The sequence below is a fragment of the Streptomyces sp. NPDC104309 genome (genome assembly GCF_055584025.1).
In genome coordinates this window covers 147,980-167,006 of record NZ_JBVJMV010000017.1, presented here as the reverse complement: position 1 = coordinate 167,006, position 19,027 = coordinate 147,980, and the positions used below count along the sequence as shown (strand labels likewise).

13 protein-coding genes and 3 pseudogenes are annotated in these 19,027 nt (G+C 70.9%); 8 read left to right on the top strand and 8 right to left on the bottom strand.

Features of this window, described 5'->3' with window-relative positions:
• Positions 1–85: 85 nt before the first annotated feature.
• The 3 genes and pseudogenes from ACZ68L_RS24980 to ACZ68L_RS24970 all read right to left on the bottom strand — a co-directional run bounded on the left by ACZ68L_RS24980 (position 86) and on the right by ACZ68L_RS24970 (position 6,519).
• Complete coding sequence (locus tag ACZ68L_RS24980) at positions 86–850, bottom strand: SDR family NAD(P)-dependent oxidoreductase (RefSeq protein WP_469580371.1); 765 nt, start codon at positions 848–850, stop codon at positions 86–88.
• Positions 851–887: 37 nt separating this feature from the next.
• Positions 888–1,687: pseudogene (locus ACZ68L_RS24975) on the bottom strand (DNA-formamidopyrimidine glycosylase family protein).
• Positions 1,688–1,851: 164 nt separating this feature from the next.
• Positions 1,852–6,519: an Lhr family ATP-dependent helicase gene (locus ACZ68L_RS24970; RefSeq protein WP_469580369.1), complete on the bottom strand. Its 4,668-nt coding sequence runs from the start codon at positions 6,517–6,519 to the stop codon at positions 1,852–1,854.
• An 81-nt stretch (positions 6,520–6,600) separates the two neighbouring features.
• On the opposite strand from ACZ68L_RS24970, the gene ACZ68L_RS24965 reads away from it, so the two are divergent.
• The 3 genes from ACZ68L_RS24965 to ACZ68L_RS24955 all read left to right on the top strand — a co-directional run bounded on the left by ACZ68L_RS24965 (position 6,601) and on the right by ACZ68L_RS24955 (position 8,751).
• Complete coding sequence (locus ACZ68L_RS24965; RefSeq protein ID WP_469580367.1) at positions 6,601–7,521, top strand: helix-turn-helix transcriptional regulator; 921 nt, start codon at positions 6,601–6,603, stop codon at positions 7,519–7,521.
• Between the two features lie 112 nt (positions 7,522–7,633).
• Entirely contained in the window at positions 7,634–8,449 is an 816-nt protein-coding gene (locus tag ACZ68L_RS24960) for an AzlC family ABC transporter permease (RefSeq protein WP_469580413.1), read from the top strand.
• Complete coding sequence (locus ACZ68L_RS24955) at positions 8,446–8,751, top strand: AzlD domain-containing protein (protein ID WP_351082706.1); 306 nt, start codon at positions 8,446–8,448, stop codon at positions 8,749–8,751. Before ACZ68L_RS24960 ends, ACZ68L_RS24955 begins: the two co-directional genes overlap by 4 nt.
• Positions 8,752–8,780: 29 nt before the next feature.
• On the opposite strand, the gene ACZ68L_RS24950 is transcribed toward ACZ68L_RS24955, so the two are convergent.
• On the bottom strand, positions 8,781–9,710 hold the full coding sequence (locus ACZ68L_RS24950) for a hypothetical protein (RefSeq protein ID WP_469580364.1): 930 nt from the start codon (positions 9,708–9,710) through the stop codon (positions 8,781–8,783).
• A 79-nt stretch (positions 9,711–9,789) separates the two neighbouring features.
• Here ACZ68L_RS24950 and ACZ68L_RS24945 point away from each other — a divergent pair, with 79 nt between their 5' ends.
• Positions 9,790–9,984, top strand: a complete 195-nt coding sequence (locus ACZ68L_RS24945) for a DUF3046 domain-containing protein (RefSeq protein WP_362203334.1) — start codon at positions 9,790–9,792, stop codon at positions 9,982–9,984.
• 372 nt (positions 9,985–10,356) lie between these two features.
• Positions 10,357–11,532, top strand: coding sequence for an AI-2E family transporter (locus ACZ68L_RS24940; protein ID WP_469580410.1), 1,176 nt, complete (start codon positions 10,357–10,359; stop codon positions 11,530–11,532).
• Between the two features lie 206 nt (positions 11,533–11,738).
• Here ACZ68L_RS24940 and ACZ68L_RS24935 read toward each other — a convergent pair.
• A pseudogene (locus tag ACZ68L_RS24935) lies at positions 11,739–12,236 on the bottom strand (phosphotransferase); the annotation flags it as partial.
• A gap of 537 nt (positions 12,237–12,773) precedes the next feature.
• Between ACZ68L_RS24935 and recA the strand changes: the two are divergent.
• Complete coding sequence (gene recA / locus ACZ68L_RS24930; protein WP_469580361.1) at positions 12,774–13,898, top strand: recombinase RecA; 1,125 nt, start codon at positions 12,774–12,776, stop codon at positions 13,896–13,898.
• 3 nt (positions 13,899–13,901) lie between these two features.
• Positions 13,902–14,636 (top strand): recombination regulator RecX, encoded by a 735-nt coding sequence (gene recX / locus ACZ68L_RS24925; RefSeq protein WP_469580359.1) that lies wholly within the window; start codon positions 13,902–13,904, stop codon positions 14,634–14,636.
• 682 nt (positions 14,637–15,318) lie between these two features.
• On the opposite strand, the pseudogene ACZ68L_RS24920 reads toward recX, so the two are convergent.
• Both ACZ68L_RS24920 and ACZ68L_RS24915 read right to left on the bottom strand, forming a co-directional pair.
• Positions 15,319–15,756: pseudogene (locus tag ACZ68L_RS24920) on the bottom strand (MFS transporter); the annotation flags it as partial.
• A gap of 169 nt (positions 15,757–15,925) precedes the next feature.
• Positions 15,926–17,380, bottom strand: coding sequence for an MFS transporter (locus ACZ68L_RS24915; protein ID WP_469580356.1), 1,455 nt, complete (start codon positions 17,378–17,380; stop codon positions 15,926–15,928).
• A gap of 161 nt (positions 17,381–17,541) precedes the next feature.
• Here ACZ68L_RS24915 and ACZ68L_RS24910 point away from each other — a divergent pair, with 161 nt between their 5' ends.
• A complete protein-coding gene (locus ACZ68L_RS24910; protein WP_469580352.1) occupies positions 17,542–18,189 on the top strand; it encodes a TetR/AcrR family transcriptional regulator in 648 nt (215 codons plus the stop codon).
• Positions 18,190–18,283: 94 nt separating this feature from the next.
• Here the strand turns inward: ACZ68L_RS24910 and ACZ68L_RS24905 are convergent, their stop codons facing one another.
• Positions 18,284–18,922, bottom strand: coding sequence for a DUF6197 family protein (locus tag ACZ68L_RS24905; protein ID WP_469580350.1), 639 nt, complete (start codon positions 18,920–18,922; stop codon positions 18,284–18,286).
• Positions 18,923–19,027 lie beyond the last annotated feature (105 nt).

Here is a 19,027-nt window from a genome sequence, read left to right as displayed (position 1 = left end):
ACGCGCTGGTGCGCCACTGCCGGGATGCGGTACGCGGGTCGATGGTCCGGCGTAGCGATACGGGGCGCAGACCGGGCCCGGCGGACTACCAGGGCATGGCTACGCCGCCGTTCGGGCGGAGGATCTGGCCGGTCATGAAGGCCGAAGCGTCGGATGCGAGATACAACAGGGTGTGGGCGACGTCCTCGGCTTCGCCGACCCGGCCGAGGGGGGACATCCGCGCCATCGTGGTCTCTGCCCGGTGTTGCAGGTCCGCGTCGTGGCGGGCGGTCATGGGTGTACGGATCCAGCCCGGGGCGACGGCGTTGACGCGGATCGAATGAGGTCCCAGCTCGGTCGCGAGGGTCTTTGTCAGCTGGACGACCGCCGCTTTGGCCGCGCTGTAGCAGAGCAGCCCCGGGCTCGCGGCGTCGACAGCCCCCGAGGCCATGGTGATCAGAGAGCCGGGCGCGCCGCGCGCGATCATGCCGCTGGCCACTTCCTGACAGGTGTGCAGAACGCCCTTGAAATTGACGGAGAGGACCCGGTCGAGGTCCTCGTCGGTGGTCTCCAGGACGCTGCTCGTGTGCATGATCCCGGCGACGGCGGCCAGTATGTCGAGGTCGCCCGCGGCGGCGACGGCGGCCCTGATCCGGCTGCGGTCGGTGACGTCGAGGGTGTGTACATGGGACGTGCCACCCGCCTCGGCGATCAGGTCCCGGGTCTCCAGCAGGCCCTTCTCGTCGCGGTCCGCGCAGTGCACGGTGGCGCCCGCCGCCGCGAGCAGGACGGCTCCGGCGCGGCCGATGCCGCCGGCCGCGCCGGTGATGAACGCGGAGCGGCCCGTGAGGTCGTACGCGGTGAGGGACATGACCGGGACGGTACGACTGGATCTGACGGATCGTCAACTAGCTTGTAGGGCCGGATTGGCAGCGCGGACACCAGTAGGCGGGGCGGGAGTCCTGGTCCGCCGAGCGGATGGGAGTGCCGCAGCGCAGGCACGGGCGATTGGTCCTGCCGTAGACCCAGAGCCGTTCGTGCGGGCCGTGTCTGCGGGGCGCGGCGCCGGTGGTCGTGCGCATGGGGCGGTCACGGTTGGCTTCGAGGAGCTGCTTGGCCGTGGTGACGAGGCGGACGGCGGTGGGGCGGCCAGGTCTCCGACGGGGAGCCAGGGAGTGACGCGGACGAGGAAGCAGAGCTCGGCCTTGTAGACGTTTCCGATTCCGGCCAGATTCCGCTGGTCCAGGAGGGCCTCGCCGAGCGGACGGGCGGGGTTGCTGAGCAGATTGCGCAGAGCGGTGTCGGCATTCCAGTCAGGGCCCAGCAGATCGGGGCCGAGATACCCGACCGCCTGATCCTCGTCGCGGGTGCGGAGGAGTTCGAGTACGGGGAGCCGGTAGCCGACGGCTGTGTGCTCCGTGTTGGCGAGGACGGCGCGGATCTGGTGGGCGGGGCCGCCGCGCCAGCGCTCACCAGGGGCGTAGACCCGCCAGGCGCCGTCCATCCGCAGGTGGCTGTGGAGCGTGACGCCGCCCTCGACACGGGTGAGGAGATGCTTTCCGCGCGAGGCGACGTCCAGCACCGTCCGGCCGGTGAGGTCCGCGGTGGCGAACCGGGGGACGCGCAGGTCGGAGCGGGTGAGGATCCGGCCGGCCAGCGCGGTGCGCAGACGTCCGGCGGTCTGCAGGACGGTGTCTCCTTCGGGCATGTCTCCATGATGTGGGGTGTGGGGCGGTCAGGCGTGGAGTGAGCGGAGCGCCGGGGGCGTGAGGTGTTCGGGGGTGCGGGCGCGTGCCGTGTTCGGGGTGGGTGGCGCGGGCCCGTGGAGCCGGGTGCGGCGGTGTGGTGGGGGAGTAATGAGATGCGAGTGGTTCAGGCGCGCAGGCGGAGTCCTCTCGGCGTGGCCAGGAAGCCGGCCGCCTCCAGGGTGCGGCCGAGAGGAGAGGTCAGGGACGAGGCGCCGTTGGTGCGCTCCACCGTGACCGTGCCGAGCGCCCCTGCTCGGGCGGCGGCCGCCAGTGCCGCGGCTGCCGCGAGAAGTGCCGGATCCTCCGGATCGGTGGGCCAGGCCAGCAGCGTCTTGCCGCCGCGCTCCATGTACATCGTCAGTTCGCCGTCGACCAGCACCACCAGGGCGCCGGCCTTGCGGCCCGGCTTGTGCCCGGCGCCGTCCGGCGGCTCGGGCCAGGGCAGCGCCGCGCCGTAGGCATTGGCCGGGTCCGCCGCGGCGAGAACCAAGGCGTGGCGGGCGGCGCCTGGTTCCGTACGGTCGCGTGCGGTGGAAAGGGCACGTAGCCGGTCGACCGCCCCGTCCATCGCGAACTGGGCCGCTCCCAGGCCCTCGATGACATAGCCGCGCCGGGCCTGCCCGTTGTCCTCGAAGGCGGAGAGGACGCGGTACGTGGCGGAGAAGCCGCCCTCGACACCCTCGGCCTGGACCGCGCCGCGAGTCACCACCCCATGACGGTCGAGGAGGGTGCGGGCCAGGGCGTGCGCACGGTGCGTGGGATCGGGTTCGGTGGCGGGGAGCAGGGACCATCGGCCCGAGACGGTCGGGGGGCCGGTGCGGGACGCGGGCCGGGCGGCGGCGGTCAGCGAGCCGTAACGCGCGCGCGGCACGCTCCGTTTGGCGCGGTGGGCGGTCGACCCCGCTGTGCGACCGGAGCCGAGGAGTGAACGCAGCGGGGCGAGTGTGTCGTTGGTGAGCCGGCCCGACCAGGCCAGGTCCCATACGGCGTCCGCCAGGTGCGGATCGGTGCAGTCCGGGTGCGTGGTGGCGCGGACTTGATCGGAGATCTGCCGGAAGAACAGTCCGTAGCCACCGTTCAGGGCAGTCAGGACGGACTGGTGCAACGCGCTGAGTTCGAGCGGGTGCGGCGGCGGGAGGAGCAGAGGTGCGCTGTCGGCGAGGTAGAGGGAGAGCCAGCCGTCCTTTCCGGGAAGGGCACCCGCCCCGGCCCAGACGACCTCTCCGGTGGTGGTCAGCTCGTCCAGTAGCGCGGGGGTGTAGCCCGTGACCCGGCTCGGCAGGATCAGCTTCTCCAAGGCCGACGCGGGGACGGGCGCGCCCTGCAACTGCTCGATGGCGCGGGCCAGTCCGTCGATTCCGCGCAGGCTGTTGTTGCCCAGGTGCTGCCACTGCGGAAGGAATCCGGCGAGGGCGGCCGGCGGGACCGGCTCCAGCTCGTGGCGGAGCGCGGCGAGCGAGCGGCGTCGCAGTCGGCGCAGCACGGTCGCGTCGCACCACTCCTGACCGATGCCGGCTGGGTGGAACTCGCCCTGCACGATCCTGCCGGTCGCGGCGAGCCGCTGCAGCGCGCCGTCCGTGACAGCCGTGCCGAGGCCGAAACGGGCGGCGGCCTCGGTGGAGGTGAACGGACCGTGCGTACGGGCGTACCGGGAGAGGAGATCGCCGAGGGGGTCCTTCACCGGTTCGGTGAACGCCTCGGGTACGCCGACCGGGAGGGCGGTGCCCAGCGCGTCGCGCAGCCGTCCCGCGTCCTCGATCGCGGCCCAGTGGTCCGCTCCGCCGATCCGGACCCGGATGGCCCGGCGGGCGGCGGAGAGCTCCGGAGCCCATGGTGGCCGGGCGCCGCGCTCGGCCAACTCCGCTTCGGTGAGCGGGCCGAGCACGCGAAGGAGATCGGCCACACCCTCGATGTCCTTGACCCGGCGGTCCTCGGCCAGCCACTGGAGCTCCTGCTCCAGCTCGGTCAGCACGTCGGCGTCGAGCAGCTCGCGCAGCTCTGCCTGCCCGAGGAGTTCGGCCAGGAGATGGGAGTCCAGGGAGAGCGCGGCGGCGCGCCGCTCGGCGAGGGGCGAGTCGCCCTCGTACAGGAACTGGGCGACGTAGCCGAACAGGAGCGAGCGGGCGAAGGGCGAGGGCTCCGGGGTGGTCACCTCGACCAGCCGGACACGACGGGCTTCGAGGTCACCCATGAGTTCCGTGAGCCCGGGGACGTCGAAGACATCCTGGAGGCATTCGCGGACCGCTTCCAGGACGATCGGGAACGAGCCGAACTCGGAGGCGACCTGGAGCAGTTGTGCGGCGCGCTGACGCTGCTGCCAGAGCGGGGTGCGCTTGCCGGGGCTGCGTCGCGGCAGCAACAGCGCCCGCGCCGCGCACTCGCGGAACCGTGACGCGAACAACGCTGATCCGCCTACCTGGTCGGTGACGATCTGACCGATCTCGCCCTGGTCGAAGGTCACATCCGCGGCACCGACAGGCGGCTGTTCGCTGTCGTACGAGGGGCCCGGCAGCGGTAGCGGATCCAGGGCAAGGTCCTGCGCCGGGTCCCGCAACGGATCGAAGTCCAGGAGGTCCAGGCCCATCAGGTCCGCGTCGGGCAACCGCAGCACTATGCCGTCGTCGGCATGCATCACCTGGGCATCCATGCCGTACCGCTCGGCGAGGCGGGCGTTCAGCGCCAACGCCCACGGGGCGTGCACCTGCGCGCCGAACGGGGAGTGCACGACCACCCGCCAGTCACCCAGCTCGTCACGGAAACGTTCGACGAGGATGGTCCGGTCGTCCGGCACGTGACCACAGGCGCGGCGCTGTTCGTCGATGTAGGACAGGGTGTTGTCGGCGGCCCAGGCGTCGAGCCCGGCGGCGAGCAGGCGCTGCCGGGCATCGTCCGGAGACATCCCGCCGATTTCCCGGAGAAACGCACCCAGCGCACGTCCCAGCTCCAGCGGACGGCCCAGCTGGTCGCCCTTCCAGAACGGCAGTCGGCCCGGAACGCCGGGGGCGGGCGACACCAGGACCCGGTCGCGGGTGATGTCCTCGATCCGCCAGGACGTGGTGCCCAGCGTGAAGACGTCGCCGACCCTGGACTCGTAGACCATCTCCTCGTCCAGCTCCCCGACCCGGCCGCCGCCCTTCTTGGGGTCGGCACCGGCGAGGAAGACCCCGAAGAGCCCACGGTCGGGGATGGTCCCCCCGGAGGTGACGGCGAGCCGCTGGGCACCGGGGCGGCCCGTGACCGTACCGGCCACCCGGTCCCAGACGACACGCGGGCGCAGCTCGGCGAAGGCATCGGACGGATAGCGGCCGGCGAGCATGTCCAGCACGGCGGTGAACGCCGACTCGGGCAGGGACGCGAAGGGGGCGGCGCGACGCGTCAAGGCCAGCAGTTCGTCCGCCTGCCAGCTGTCCAGGGCGACCATGGCGACGAGCTGCTGGGCCAGCACATCCAGGGGGTTGGACGGGATACGGAGTGCTTCGATGGAGCCCTCGCGCATCCGCTCGGTGACCACGGCCGCCTGCACCAGATCGCCCCGGTACTTCGGGAAGACCACGCCGGTGGAGACGGCACCGACCTGATGCCCGGCCCGGCCGACCCGTTGCAGCCCGGAGGCCACCGACGGCGGCGACTCCACCTGGATCACCAGATCGACCGCTCCCATGTCGATGCCCAGCTCCAGACTGGAGGTGGCGACCACGGCCGGCAGCCGCCCCGCCTTGAGGTCCTCCTCGACCTGGGCGCGCTGCTCCTTGGAGACCGAGCCGTGGTGGGCGCGGGCGAGCAGCGCGGGGGCGCCCTTCGCCGCGCCGGACTCGGCCATGATCTCGGCGGGGGAGTGTGCCTCGGCGATCGTCTCACCGGTGAGCCGCTCGTACGCGATCTCGTTGAGCCGGTTGCACAGCCGCTCCGCGAGGCGGCGGGAATTGGCGAAGACGATGGTGGAGCGGTGCTCCTGGACGAGATCGACGATGCGTTCCTCGACATGGGGCCAGATCGACGGCTTGTCCGCCTGGCCCGCCTGGTCGGGGTCGGTGGCGGGCGAGCCGCCGAGTTCGCCCAGATCCTCGACCGGCACGACCACCGACAGGTCGAACCGCTTGGTGGACGGTGGCTGGACGATCTCCACTTTCCGCTGCGGCGAGAGGAATCGCGCGACCTCGTCGACCGGACGCACCGTCGCCGACAGCCCGATCCGTCGGGCGGGCCGCGGAAGCAGTTCGTCGAGACGCTCCAGCGATACGGCGAGGTGCGCGCCCCGCTTCGTACCCGCCACGGCATGCACCTCGTCGAGAATCACCGTCTCGATGCCGGACAGCGCCTCCCGGGCCGAGGAGGTCAGCATCAGGAACAGCGATTCGGGCGTGGTGATCAGGATGTCCGGCGGCCGGGTCGCCATCGAACGACGCTCGGCGGGCGGGGTGTCGCCGGAGCGGATTCCCACGCGGACCTCGGGCTCGGGCAGCCCCAGCCGTACCGACTCCTGGCGGATGCCGGTCAGCGGTGAGCGGAGATTGCGCTCGACATCGACCGCGAGGGCCTTGAGCGGCGACACGTACAGCACACGGCAGCGCTTCTTCGCCTCGGCGGGCGGCGGGACGGACGCCAGCCCGTCCAGTGCGGCGAGAAACGCGGCCAGGGTCTTGCCGGAGCCGGTGGGTGCGACGACCAGCACGTCCGAGCCCTCGCCGATCGCGCGCCAGGCGCCTTCCTGCGCGGCGGTGGGCGCGCTGAAGGCACCCGCGAACCAGCCGCGGGTCGCAGGGGAGAACGAATCGAGCGCAGAGCCGACCATGTCCCCCATCGTGCACCCCGCCACTGACAACGGCCGTGACGGCCACCGGCGACCGTGTCCGGGAGCTGCGAGAATTCGCCCATGGTGGCCGTACCGGAGCCGGGATCGGGAGAGTGGGCGAGGCACTGGCAGCACGCGGAGCTGCCCGGCCTCGATCTGCTGCGCGCCCGGTATGTGCGTCACACCTTCCCGCGCCACAGCCACGAGGGGTATGTCTTCGGCACCATCACCCGCGGGGTGGAGGACGTCGGGCTGCCGGGCGGCACCGTCCACGCGGGCCCCGGAACCGTCGTCATGATCAATCCGGAGGTGCCGCACACCGCCCGCGCGGGTGTTCCCGAGGGCTGGGTGTACGCCACGCTGTACCCGTCCGCGCAAGTGATCAACGACATCGCGGCCGATACGACGAGCCTGCGCGGCACGGTCGGTTTCACCGAGACCGGCGTCGTGGACCCGTACGCGGCCCGACTGATCGGTGAGGTCCACCGGGCCGCCGAGGAGGGCAACGCGCTCGCCGCCGACACCGTGCTGCGGGTCATGGTCGCGCGGCTGCTCAGCAGGCACGGCAGCGCGCTGCCCGCCCGCGCGCCCCGCTCGGCCGGTGCCCGCGACGCCGCGCGGGCCCGCGCGCTGCTGGAAGGCCGAATGGTGGGCCCGCCCACGCTGGCCGTGCTGGCCGCGGAACTCGGCACCAGTCCGTTCGCGCTGCTGAGAGCCTTCAAGAAGCAGTACGGGATGCCTCCGCATGCCTGGCTCACCGACGCCCGTGTGCGGGCCGCACGCCGGATGCTCGACGAGGGGAGGACGCCCGCGGAGGCAGCCGCCGAGGTCGGCTTCACCGATCAGCCGCATCTCAATCGTCATTTCACCCGGATCGTCGGGGTGCCGCCCGGCGCGTACCAGCGCGAACGTGCGAGTACGAACCAGCGCGAACCTCCAAGAACGCAGGACCAGCGCGAATCTCCAAGAACGCAGGACCAGCACGAACGTGCAAGGGCGTAGAACCCAGCGCGAACGTGCAAGAACGTACAAGACCGGTCCGGATCTGCCCCGTAACGTTCCGGTCGTGGCAGAACAGACAACATTTCCAGAGGGCGTCGGCAGAGCAGCCGGCCTGCCCCACGGCAGCCCGGTCCTCCCCGGGGCGCAGCCGGACGCGGTCGCGACGAAGTCGGACGCGGCCGTCGTGCGCGACGCGCTCGGGGTGGGCATAGCCGTCGGACTCTCCGGTTTCGCGTTCGGCGTGACCTCGGCCGGCTCCGGACTGAGCCTGCTGCAGACCTGCGTGCTCAGCCTCGCCGTCTTCACCGGCGCCTCGCAGTTCGCCCTCGTGGGCGCTCTCGCCGTGGGTGGCAATCCGTACACCGCGGCTGCCGGGGCCTTCTTCCTGGGCGTACGCAACTCGTTCTACGGCCTGCGGCTGTCGCAGCTCCTCGCGCTTCCACGCGCGCTCCGCCCCTTTGCCGCCCAGTGGGTCATCGACGAGACCACCGCCGTGACACTGCCGCAGCCCACCCGGCGGGCCGCACGGATCGGTTTCGCCGTCACCGGACTCACCCTCTACGCGTTGTGGAACCTGACGACGCTGCTGGGGGCCCTCGGTGCCAAGGCGCTCGGCGACACCGACGCGTGGGGGCTGGACGCGGCATCGCCCGCGGTCTTCCTCGCTCTGCTCGCACCGATGCTCAAGAGCACGACGGAGCGCATCACGGCCGCCGTCGCGGTCCTGCTCGCGCTCGGACTGCTGCCCGTACTGCCCGCCGGTGTCCCCGTCCTGCTGTCCGCGCTCGCCGCACCCGCCGTCCTCTTCCTGAGCGGGCGCCGCAACGGAACGAACGGGAGCACGACCATGACGCGGACGATCACGGCGGACTCGTCCACGGCGGAGACGGCCACGGCGGACGTGACCGAGCCGGAGGACAGCCGATGAACGTCTGGATCGCCATCGCGCTGACCGCCGTCGGCTGCTACCTCGCCAAACTTCTCGGACTCCTGGTGCCCGCCGGTGTCCTCGAACGTCCGCTCGTGCAGCGGCTCGCCGCGCTCCTGCCCGTGGCGCTGCTCGCCGCCCTCACCGCGCAGCAGACGTTCGGAGCCGGCCAGCACCTGACGCTCGACGCCCGGGGCGCGGGGCTTGCCGCGGCGGCGCTCGCACTCGTCCTTCGCGCGCCCTTCCTCGTGGTCGTGGGGGCCGCCGTGGTCGTCACCGCGGGGGTACGCGCCCTCGGTTAGGCACCGTGGCCGGGCTCACGCTCCCCGTTTCATCGCTCCCCGTCCCAGTCGAGGCTGCGTCCATGGGCCCGCAGTGTCATCAGCGCCTTGAGTGTCACGATGGGGCGTCCCTCCAGAGCCGTTCCCGGCGCCCACTGCCGCCAGTTCACCGGCCAGCCGCCGTCCGGCTGCTGCTCGGCCGCGAGATGGTCGAGCGAGCGCTCCAGCTCCTCGCCGGTGAACCAGCGGCAGGCGAGCGAGTCGGGTGTACGGGCGTAGTCGTACGGGAAGTGCTGCTCGGCCGGTGCGTATCCGGCCGCCACCGGGTACTCCGCGCGCCGCTGCGGATCGAGAACGGCGAGCCGTTGGTCCCGCACCAGCCGGCCCAGCCGGTCGGCCGCAGCCTCCGCACGGCTCCGGTCCGGAGCGCCGTCCAGAAAGGCGAGCGCCGCCTCGATCTCGTACGGATGCGACCGGTCCAGGGCGTCGATCGCTGCCCAGCAGAAATCGGTGGCCCGGAACAGCCAGGCATGCCACACCGCGTTGCGGTGCAGAAGCCCGACGACGGGTCCGGTGGCCAACAGCTCCGCAGGCGGGTCGTCGACGATCGGGATGAACGGTGCGGCCGGATAGCCGCGCTGTGACGGGAGGAGAGCGGGCAGCGCCCCCTCCTTGGTGGACACCTCGGTCAGGAAGCGGCAGATCCGCTCCACCCGGATCCCGCCGCAGCGGCCGATGGAATCGAGGACGTTGAGCGCGTGCGCGGTGTGCAACGGCTGACTGACGGGGCCGCGCAGATCGGGTTCGAGCGCGTGCCCGTACCCGCCGTCCTCGTTCAGATAGGCGGCGAGCGCCGTTTCCACCGCATCCGCACTTCCTTCCAGGAAGTGATGGGCGAACCGCCGCTGTTCCAGGACGCGGGCCGTGAGCCAAATGAACTGCTCGGCACGATTGAGGGGACTTGTTCCGGTTCCAGCCATGGACCGACCGTAGGGCGGTAAGCGCTCTCGGCAAGACGTAGCGGCCCGGCTGCACTCTCAGGAGCGGGATACTGACGTCATGCGGTTGACGATTTTCTGGGAACGGATGGCGGACCACTTCGGCGCGGGTTACGCCGATTCCTTCGCACGCGATCATGTGATGGCCGAGCTGGGCGGACGGACGGTGCACCAGGCGCTGGCCGCGGGCTGGGACGCCAAGGATGTCTGGCGCGGTGTTTGTACGGCGGTCGACATCCCTGCCGACAAGCGCTGATCCCCGGCTGATCCCCGGCTGATCCAGTCGATTTGGTCGGCAAGGGCCCCGGCTGGTTCCGACGTCCCCGCCGACGAACGCTCACCCTGCTGGTCCAGTCGTTCCGCCGAGAATTGCTGATCCCGGCTGATCCAGTCGTTCCGGCCGGCGAGCGCCCCGGCTGGTTCCGACGTCCCGTCGGCAAGCGCTGATTTCCGGCTCGTCAGCGGCCGGACCTGTGCTGTTGTCCGGGGCGGGCCGCTGCTTGTCACTGCCGTAGGCGAGACTGGAGCCGTGTCACCGACAGACGAGACAGCCCAGACCCAGACGACTTTCACCCAGCCCGCCCAGTCCGCCTCGCCGGCCGCGCCGTCCGGCAATGGACCGGCCCGTATGCCCGCATGGCTGCCGCGTGCCATGGTGCTCGCCCTGGCGCTCTACGCCTGTTTCCGGCTCGGTAGCTGGGCGTTCGACCAGCTCATCGGGCTGCTGATCAACGTGCTGATCGCGTTCTTCCTGGCGCTCGCCATAGAGCCCGCGGTGAGCCGGATGGCGGCGCGCGGCATGCGCCGCGGCCTGGCCACCTTCCTGGTCTTTCTCGTCGTGCTGACAGCCGGCGTCGGTTTCGTCGTACTGCTCGGTTCCATGCTTGCGGGCCAGATAGTCGACATGGTCGAGGAGTTCCCGAAGTATCTGGACTCGGTGATCAACTGGGTCAACCAGAACTTCCGCACCGAGCTCTCCCGGGTCGAGGTCCAGGACAGCCTGCTGCACTCGGACTGGCTGCAGAAGTATGTCCAGAACAGCGCGACCGGAGTGCTCGACATCTCCACCACCGTGCTCGGCGGGCTGTTCCGTCTTCTGACGATTTCCCTGTTCTCGTTCTACTTCGCCGCCGACGGCCCCAGGCTGCGGCGCGCCCTGTGCTCCGTACTGCCGCCCGCCCGGCAGGCCGAGGTCCTGCGGGCCTGGGAGATCGCGGTCGACAAGACCGGCGGCTACCTCTACTCGCGCAGCCTGATGGCGCTCATCTCCGGGGTTGCGCACTACATCCTGCTGGTGATCCTCGGTGTTCCGTACGCGCCCGCGCTCGCCATCTGGGTCGGACTGGTCTCCCAGTTCATCCCCACGATCGGTACGTATCTCGCAGGAGCCCTGCCGATGCTGATCGCGTTCACCGTCGACCCCTGGTACGCCGTGTGGGTGCTCGGCTTCGTCGTGGTCTACCAGCAGTTCGAGAACTACGCGCTGCAGCCCAAGCTCACCGCCAAGACCGTCGACATCCATCCGGCGGTCGCCTTCGGATCGGTGATCGCGGGCACGGCGTTGATGGGCGCGGTGGGCGCGCTGATCGCGATTCCGGCCGTGGCCACGCTCCAGGCGTTCCTCGGTGCCTACGTGAAGCGTTACGACGTGACGGACGACCCGCGGGTACACGGCCGCCACCAGCAGCAGCGTGGCGTGACGGTGCTCGCACGGCTGCGCCGTTCCCTGGGGGCCGCCGAGAGCGAGGAGGCCCGGGGCGGACCGGGCGGGGCCGGGACACCGGAGGAACCGGAGCGAGCCTGACGGCCTCGGTGGGCGGGGCCGTCTCAACGGTTTCTCGTCGCGTCGCCCGGCCGACGATCGCCGGGCTCCCGGAGACGGCGGAGCGTGGCGGTTACGCGATCGCGTCACCTCAGTGCGCCCTCGGTGACCATCGAACCTTGAGCGTGTGTCATTGAAGGTTGAGTGGCGCGGATCACTGAAGGTCACGGACGTCGTGCCAGGAAGGCGAGGGGCGCGGGGTCCGGGGCCGGCTGATAGGCGCCGTGGAAGCGGTCGGCGGCGCCGTCCGGCAGCAGTATCCAAGGGGCGGCGAGGTCGCGGGCCGGATCGCCCGCGCAGAGGTCGCCGAAGTCGATCAGGCCGCAGAAGGTGCCGTCCGTGGTGAGGAGGTTGGCCGGATGCAGGTCGCCGTGGAGCCGTGCGGGCCCCGCGCAAGTGGGCGCGGTGGCGGCGTCTTCCCGGATGGCGCGGACTGCGTTCGGGTCGGGGATCAGCCACAGCTCGGTGGCTGACGCCGGCTGCTGGGCGAACTGCTCGGCGTGGTCGGTCAGCGACCGACCGGCTGCGGCCGGTCGGCGCTCGGCGTGGTCGTCGCGGAGGCGCTACAGCTGGTTGTCCCAGCCGCGCGCGCCGAGCCTCAAAGAGTGATCGGCCAAGTCGGGACGTTGGTCGTGCAACAGATCCCGGACCAGCTCTGCGGTGATCTCGATCTTGGTGTGGGGCATGTGGAGCCACGGTGGCCGGGCGGTGGGCCGCCCGTTCTTCTCTGGTTCGGATGCTGTCGCCGTCATCCCTCCTCCTGTGCGAGCCGGACGGTTCCGTGTTCCAGGTCGAACAGTGCGAAGCGGTGGCAGACTGAGCCTCCAGGATGGAACTGAGCGCTCCGGGATGGAGATGTTCTGGTTGTCCACGAGGTCGGTCGATGCCTGCGCTGGGGTCATGCCCAGCTCGTAGCAGGCGGCAAGTCTGGAGTGCAGGTCTTCCGCGTACGCATCCGCGAGCTGTCTCACCGTCTCCCCTGACCACCAGCACCCGGCACTGATCGAACTTCGACGGCACAGGGCACCTGAGGAGGATTCGGTCCGGCGCGGTGCGCTTGACACTGAAATCGAACATCCATTCTTATGGGATTCCGGCCGGGTTTTCCCGGGCCCGACCGTGGAGTTGTCCACAGGCCGGGAGGACGTCGAGGCCCATTGTCAGTGGCAGGGGTTAGCGTCTTTGACGTGAAGCGATCGACTCAAGCAAATCGGGTGGAACCCATGGCAGGAACCGACCGCGAGAAGGCGCTGGACGCCGCACTCGCACAGATTGAACGGCAATTCGGCAAGGGCGCGGTGATGCGCCTCGGTGAGCGGCCGAACGAGCCGATCGAGGTGATCCCCACCGGGTCGACCGCCCTCGACGTGGCCCTAGGCGTCGGTGGACTGCCGCGCGGCCGTGTGGTGGAGGTGTACGGACCGGAGTCCTCCGGCAAGACGACGCTGACGCTGCACGCGGTGGCGAACGCGCAGAAGCTCGGCGGCTCGGTGGCCTTCATCGACGCGGAGCACGCCCTCGACCCCGAGTACGCGAAGAAGCTCGGCGTCGACATCGACAGCCTCATCCTGTCCCAGCCGGACAACGGTGAGCAGGCCCTCGAAATCGTGGACATGCTGGTTCGTTCCGGCGCCCTCGATCTGATCGTCATCGACTCCGTCGCGGCGCTCGTGCCGCGTGCGGAGATCGAGGGCGAGATGGGCGACTCGCACGTGGGTCTGCAGGCCCGCCTGATGAGCCAGGCACTCCGCAAGATCACCAGCGCGCTCAACCAGTCCAAGACCACCGCGATCTTCATCAACCAGCTCCGCGAGAAGATCGGTGTGATGTTCGGCTCGCCCGAGACCACGACCGGTGGCCGGGCGCTCAAGTTCTACGCCTCGGTGCGCCTCGACATCCGACGGATCGAGACGCTGAAGGACGGCACCGACGCCGTCGGCAACCGCACCCGGGTCAAGGTCGTGAAGAACAAGGTCGCGCCGCCCTTCAAGCAGGCCGAGTTCGACATCCTCTACGGCCAGGGCATCAGCCGCGAGGGCGGCCTGATCGACATGGGCGTGGAGCACGGCTTCGTCCGCAAGGCGGGCGCCTGGTACACGTACGAGGGCGACCAGCTCGGCCAGGGCAAGGAGAACGCCCGCAACTTCCTCAAGGACAACCCCGATCTCGCCAACGAGATCGAGAAGAAGATCCTTGAGAAGCTCGGGGTCGGCGTCAGGCCGGATGCCAATGCCGCCGAAGCCGGTGCGGATGCGGCGGGCGGCGCCTCGGCGCCGGCCGACAGCGCGAAGTCGGTGCCCGCTCCGGCCGGTAAGACCAAGCCGGCCAAGGCTGCGGCCAAGAGCTAGACCGTGACGCGTCGTACGGAATGGCCGGTCAGCGCCTATGACCATGGCGCCGGTCCCGGTCCCGAATCCACCGTCACGAGACACACGGCCGAGTCCGAAGGCGCGTATGAGCCGGAGGCCGGTCCAGGCCGTGGCACCGGCTCGGACGCCGGATTCGGTGAGGGGGCGGGGCGACGTGCCCGCTCCCGCTCCAGGAGCAGCGGCTCCCCTTCCTCGTCGAGGGCCGAGAAGGGGGAGCCGCGAGACCCGGTCGAGCAGGCGCGCAACATCTGTCTGCGGCTGCTCACCGGAACCCCGCGCACCCGAAAGCAACTAGCGGATGCCCTGCGCAAGCGGGAGATCCCGGACGAGGCGGCCGAAGAAGTGCTGTCGCGCTTCGAGGATGTCGGGTTGATCGACGATGCCGCTTTCGCGGACGCCTGGGTGGAGTCCCGGCATCACGGACGAGGACTGGCGCGCCGCGCGCTCGTCCGTGAACTGCGCACCAAGGGGGTGGACTCCGCCGTCATCGACGAGGCGGTCGGTCAGCTCGACTCCGAGCAGGAGGAGGCGACGGCCCGGGAGCTGGTCGCGCGCAAGCTGCGCTCCACTCGCGGCCTGGACCGGGACAAGCGGCTGCGCCGCCTCGCGGGCATGCTCGCCCGCAAGGGGTACGGGGAAGGCATGGCCCTGCGCGTGGTGCGGCAGGCGCTGGAGGAGGAGGGCGAGGACACGGCGGGCCTGGACGAGCCCTTCTGAACGGCGGCCCGAACCGCGCGGTGACGTGCGGGAGCCACGAAGCGAGGCGGACGGGGCACGGGGACCGTCTGAGTTCCTGCACGCCGACGAAGCGCGGGGCGGGGTTCGTGGAGGGTGCGGTGCCGAGCACGGCGGAGCAGGTGTCGGGGGTTCATGGAATCCGAGGAGCCGGGTTCACGGGCTGATGCCCGCCGATGTTGCTGCGCCGATGCCGCCGTGCTGATATTGACGGGGGTGCGGGGTCACGGTGCCGTGGTGGGCGTGGTGATGTTTCCGCCACGAGGTGTCGCCGTCTCATAGCCACCGCGAGGTGTCAGTGACGTCGGCTCACTCGGCCGCGGCCATGGCGGTCGGCCATGCTTGGCGCCGGGCGTTCCACGCGACGGCCTGCGCGCCGAACGGAGCACCGCCAGGTCCTCTCTCAGTCCGCGCCCGCCGGAGGCCGGTGCGTTCACCCAGCTCGTCGACCACTCGGCTGGTCGACCGCCCAGCTCGTCGACCACCCAGCTCGTCGACCGCCCAGCTCCTCGACCACTCGGCTCGTCGACCGCCTGCTCTCCCGGACCACTCGGCTCGTCGACCGCCTGCTCTCCCCGACCACCTGCTCTCTTCGACCATCCGGTCCCTGGACGTGCCCGGCCCGCGTCCGCTCCGGCCGGGGCGGAGACGGGCCGTCGGCGGTTCAGCGCCGCGCGACCGCCGAGGCGTGCCGGAGACGGGCCGTCGCGATGACGGCTCCCAGCAGGCAGAGCATCCCGGTGACGGTGACGGTGACGGTGACGGTGACCGCCGCGTGCACACCGTTCATGAAGGCCTGGCCGCTGCCTTCCACGACGGCCGCCCGGAGCTGGGCCGGCATGGCGGGCGAGACCGGCGCGACCCCCATCGCCACCGCGTCCTTGGCCGCGGCCATCCCGGCAGCCACATCCGCCGGGACGCCTGCCCCGGTCAGCTCGCCGCTCAGTGTCGAGCCGACCCGGCTGCTGATCAGCGAGACCGGTACGGACGTGCCCAGCGCGCCACCGATCTGCAGAGCGGTGGCCTGGATGCCGCCCGCCACGGCGCCGTCCTCGACGGGGGCCTGGCCGACGATGGCGCCGGAGGAGGCGGCCAGCACCAGCGTGTGCGCCGACGGACGGGGCCCTGCTCGCGTGCCCGATACGCCGCCCGGAGGCTCGCCGGGCGGCGTATCGGGTGGAGTCGGCCGGTGTATCGGGTGGCACCGGGGTGGATGCCGCCGGCCCTGCAGGCGGGGGCCGGCGGCAGCCGCGGAGCGGTTGATGGCCGGATCAGACTTCGGCTGCGGCCTGCTCGGGTGCGGCGACCCTGTTCCCGCCGTCGGTGCTCGACACGGCGCGGGTGGCCGGGATGACACTCGCGAAGACCGCGGCGACCAGCGCGATGCCGCAGCCGATGACCAGGCCCGTGCGGAAGCCGTTCTCGGAGGTGAAGGTGTGTCCGCCCATGGTGACCGTCAGCTGGGAAAGGACCACGCCCATCACGGCGGCGCCGACCGAGGTGCCCAGCGAACGCATGAGGGTGTTGAACCCGTTGGCGGCGGCGGTCTCGGAGAGCGGTACCGAGCTCATGATCAGCGCGGGCATCGAACCGTAGGCGAGGCCCACGCCGCTGTTGATGACCATGAGGGCCAGCATGAGACCCCACGCGGAGCCCATGAGTATCAGTGACAGGCCGTACCCGACGGCCAGCACCAGGACACCGCAGATCAGGGTGAACTTCGGGCCGCGCGCGTCGGTGAGCTTCCCGCCGAACGGCGAGACGATCATCATCATGATGCCACCGGGCGCCATCCACAGGCCGGCGGCGAGCATCGACTGGCCCAGGCCGTAGCCGGTGGCCTCCGGGAACTGGAGCAGCTGTGGCACGACCAGCATGCTCGCGTACATCCCGAAGCCGACGAAGATCGAGGCGACATTGGTGAGCAGCACCCGGGGGCGGGCCGTGGTGCGCAGGTCGATCAGGGGCTCCCGTGTGCGCAGTTCCCAGGCGCCCCAGGCCAGCAGGATCACGACGGCGGCGGCGAACAGTCCGAGGGTGGTCGCCGAGCCCCAGCCCCAGTTGGCGCCCTTCGACACGGCGAGCAGCAGGCAGATCAGTCCCGCGCCGAGGCCGACCGCGCCGAGGGTGTCGAAGCGCTGGCCCTTGGCTCCGGCCGGGATGTCGGGGATGAGGAACCAGATCGCCGCGGCGATCAGCGCGGCCAGGACGGCGGAGCCCCAGAAGAGCACGCGCCAGTTGGCGTACTGGGCGACCGCCGCGGCGATCGGCAGGCCGAGGCCGCCTCCGATGCCCATCGAGGCGCTCACCAGAGCGATGGAGGAGCTGAGCTTCTCCGCCGGCACCACGTCGCGCAGCAGGGCGATGCCCAGGGGCACCATGCCCATGCCCATGCCCTGCAGCCCACGCCCGATGATCATGGGGACGACGGAGGAGGCGAGGGCGCAGACCAGCGAGCCGGCCATGAGCGGTACGGAGCACGCGAGGAGCATGCGGCGCTTGCCGATCAGGTCGCCGAGGCGCCCGGAGATCGGTACGCAGATCGCGCCCGCCAGCAGGGTGACGGTGATCACCCATGCCGCGTTCGACGGGGTGGTGTGCAGGATCTGGGGCAGTTCCGCGATGAGCGGCGTGACCAGTGTCTGCATGATCGCGGCAGTGATGCCTGCGAGGGCCAGCGTGGCGACCACACCGCCGGTGCGGGCCGTGGGCTGGGGGGCGTCCATTCGGGACTCCAGAAGGTGAGGGGGCTGCCGGGCATCTTTCGCTCGCCGGAGCCAAAAGTAAACGTCTGCTTACATAGACGCTAAAGCAGGTATGGGAGTGAGGTCAACATCTGTTTACATAACGGCGCGGGCGGTACCGTTCGAGCAGAGAGAGGACAGCCATGAAAGCCAGCAGTTCCCAGGCAGGTCCCGCGCCCCTGACGCCGACGGACGACAGCCCGCCGCCATCCCGGCGGGGCGCCGGTGCCAGGACCCGCGGGCTCCTGCTCGACTCGGCCCGCCGCCGCTTCGCGTACGACGGGTACGCGGCCACCACCGTGCGCGACATCGCCGATGACGCCGGTGTCAACGTCGCGCTCATCAACCGCTACTTCCGGTCCAAGGAAGGCCTCTTCGAAGCCTGTCTGAAGGCGGTCATCGACGAACTCGTCGACGCGGCGCGCACGGTGGCCGACCTGGAACAGATCCCGGAGATCATCGTCAGCCACACCGCGGGCGTGCTCGCCATGGACGGTCCCAGGGACGCCCTGCTGCTGCTGCTGCGCTCCTCCGGCGACGAGCGCACCGAGCAGATGCGCACCGGCCTGTTGCGCACATTCAGCGAACGGCTCGCCACGGCGGCCGGATGGCGGCCCGACGACCCCGCCGGCGACCAATTGCTCCTGCGTGCCCAGCTCGTGCTGTCCGTGGCCTTCGGCATCACGGTGCTGCGCGCTTCTCCGGGGCTGGAGCCGCTCGGATCGGCCACCGAGCAGGACCTCACCGGGCCGCTGCGCGATCTGGTCGAAGCGCTGCTCACCCGTCACTGAGACACGGTGCCGCGTCCGGTCACGGGCCGTGACGCAGTCCCCGCACGCCCTCATCGGCCGCGGGGTCCGGCGGCTTGTGCTGCCGCGGCGCGGGTCACTGCCCGGCGCGGGCGGCGCGTTCGATGGTGGCGTCGATCAGGGCGAGCGCCTCGCCGGCCGTACGTCCGGGCTGCCGGTTCCACAGCCCGATCAGCCCGGTCCAGCCCCGTGAGCGGAGCTCGGCGACGAGCCAGGTGCCGGCCCGGTCCACGGTGTCGAGGGAGCCGTAGCCCAGGCGGTGCGCGGTCAGCATGGCCCCGCAGACGCACCGGGCGCCGCGGGCGTTGCGGAGTCGGTACGGGGTGTTCTGCCAGCCCCACTCGGTCAGGATCCGCCGTGCGTGGGCGAGGTGGATGGAGGGCCGCACCTCGGGTTGTCCGACGCGCCGCCAGGAGTGGAGCCGGTCCGGGAGGATCGCGCCCAACCGCCCGGGAAGGGGCCGTTCGTGCGGCGCGGCGGCAGGCAGAGCACGCACGGATTCGGCGATGAGCTGATCGACGGGTACGGACAGCAGGCCCCGCCAATCGGCCGACTGACGGTCCCGCAGATCATCCGCGGTGCCGGGGATGGCGGGGCGTACGGGGTCGGCGGCGGTGAGATCCCATCCGGTGACGATCTGCTGCCATGCACTGGTGTCGTGGAGGCGGGCGACCCGGTCGTCGAGCCGGTCGGGAGTCAGGGTGGGCGTCGGCATGGGTGCGAGGTCTCCGTCACGTCGGTCCTTGGACTTGAGCCGAATGTCCGTCGGTTACGGGGATTGCTCCACCGGAGCGTGGCGTTCGGGTGTGTCACCGCGGAT

What these genes read in the sequence shown, in the direction of transcription:
- ACZ68L_RS24915 (WP_469580356.1), bottom strand. Translation starts at nt 17,380, where the DNA reads ATGGACGCCCCCCAGCCCACGGCCCGCACCGGCGGTGTGGTCGCCACG.
- ACZ68L_RS24980 (WP_469580371.1), bottom strand. Translation starts at nt 850, where the DNA reads ATGTCCCTCACCGCGTACGACCTCACGGGCCGCTCCGCGTTCATCACC.
- recA (WP_469580361.1), top strand. Translation starts at nt 12,774, where the DNA reads ATGGCAGGAACCGACCGCGAGAAGGCGCTGGACGCCGCACTCGCACAG.
- ACZ68L_RS24970 (WP_469580369.1), bottom strand. Translation starts at nt 6,519, where the DNA reads ATGGTCGGCTCTGCGCTCGATTCGTTCTCCCCTGCGACCCGCGGCTGG.
- ACZ68L_RS24950 (WP_469580364.1), bottom strand. Translation starts at nt 9,710, where the DNA reads ATGGCTGGAACCGGAACAAGTCCCCTCAATCGTGCCGAGCAGTTCATT.
- ACZ68L_RS24945 (WP_362203334.1), top strand. Translation starts at nt 9,790, where the DNA reads ATGCGGTTGACGATTTTCTGGGAACGGATGGCGGACCACTTCGGCGCG.
- ACZ68L_RS24965 (WP_469580367.1), top strand. Translation starts at nt 6,601, where the DNA reads ATGGTGGCCGTACCGGAGCCGGGATCGGGAGAGTGGGCGAGGCACTGG.
- ACZ68L_RS24905 (WP_469580350.1), bottom strand. Translation starts at nt 18,922, where the DNA reads ATGCCGACGCCCACCCTGACTCCCGACCGGCTCGACGACCGGGTCGCC.
- ACZ68L_RS24910 (WP_469580352.1), top strand. Translation starts at nt 17,542, where the DNA reads ATGAAAGCCAGCAGTTCCCAGGCAGGTCCCGCGCCCCTGACGCCGACG.
- ACZ68L_RS24955 (WP_351082706.1), top strand. Translation starts at nt 8,446, where the DNA reads ATGAACGTCTGGATCGCCATCGCGCTGACCGCCGTCGGCTGCTACCTC.
- ACZ68L_RS24940 (WP_469580410.1), top strand. Translation starts at nt 10,357, where the DNA reads ATGCCCGCATGGCTGCCGCGTGCCATGGTGCTCGCCCTGGCGCTCTAC.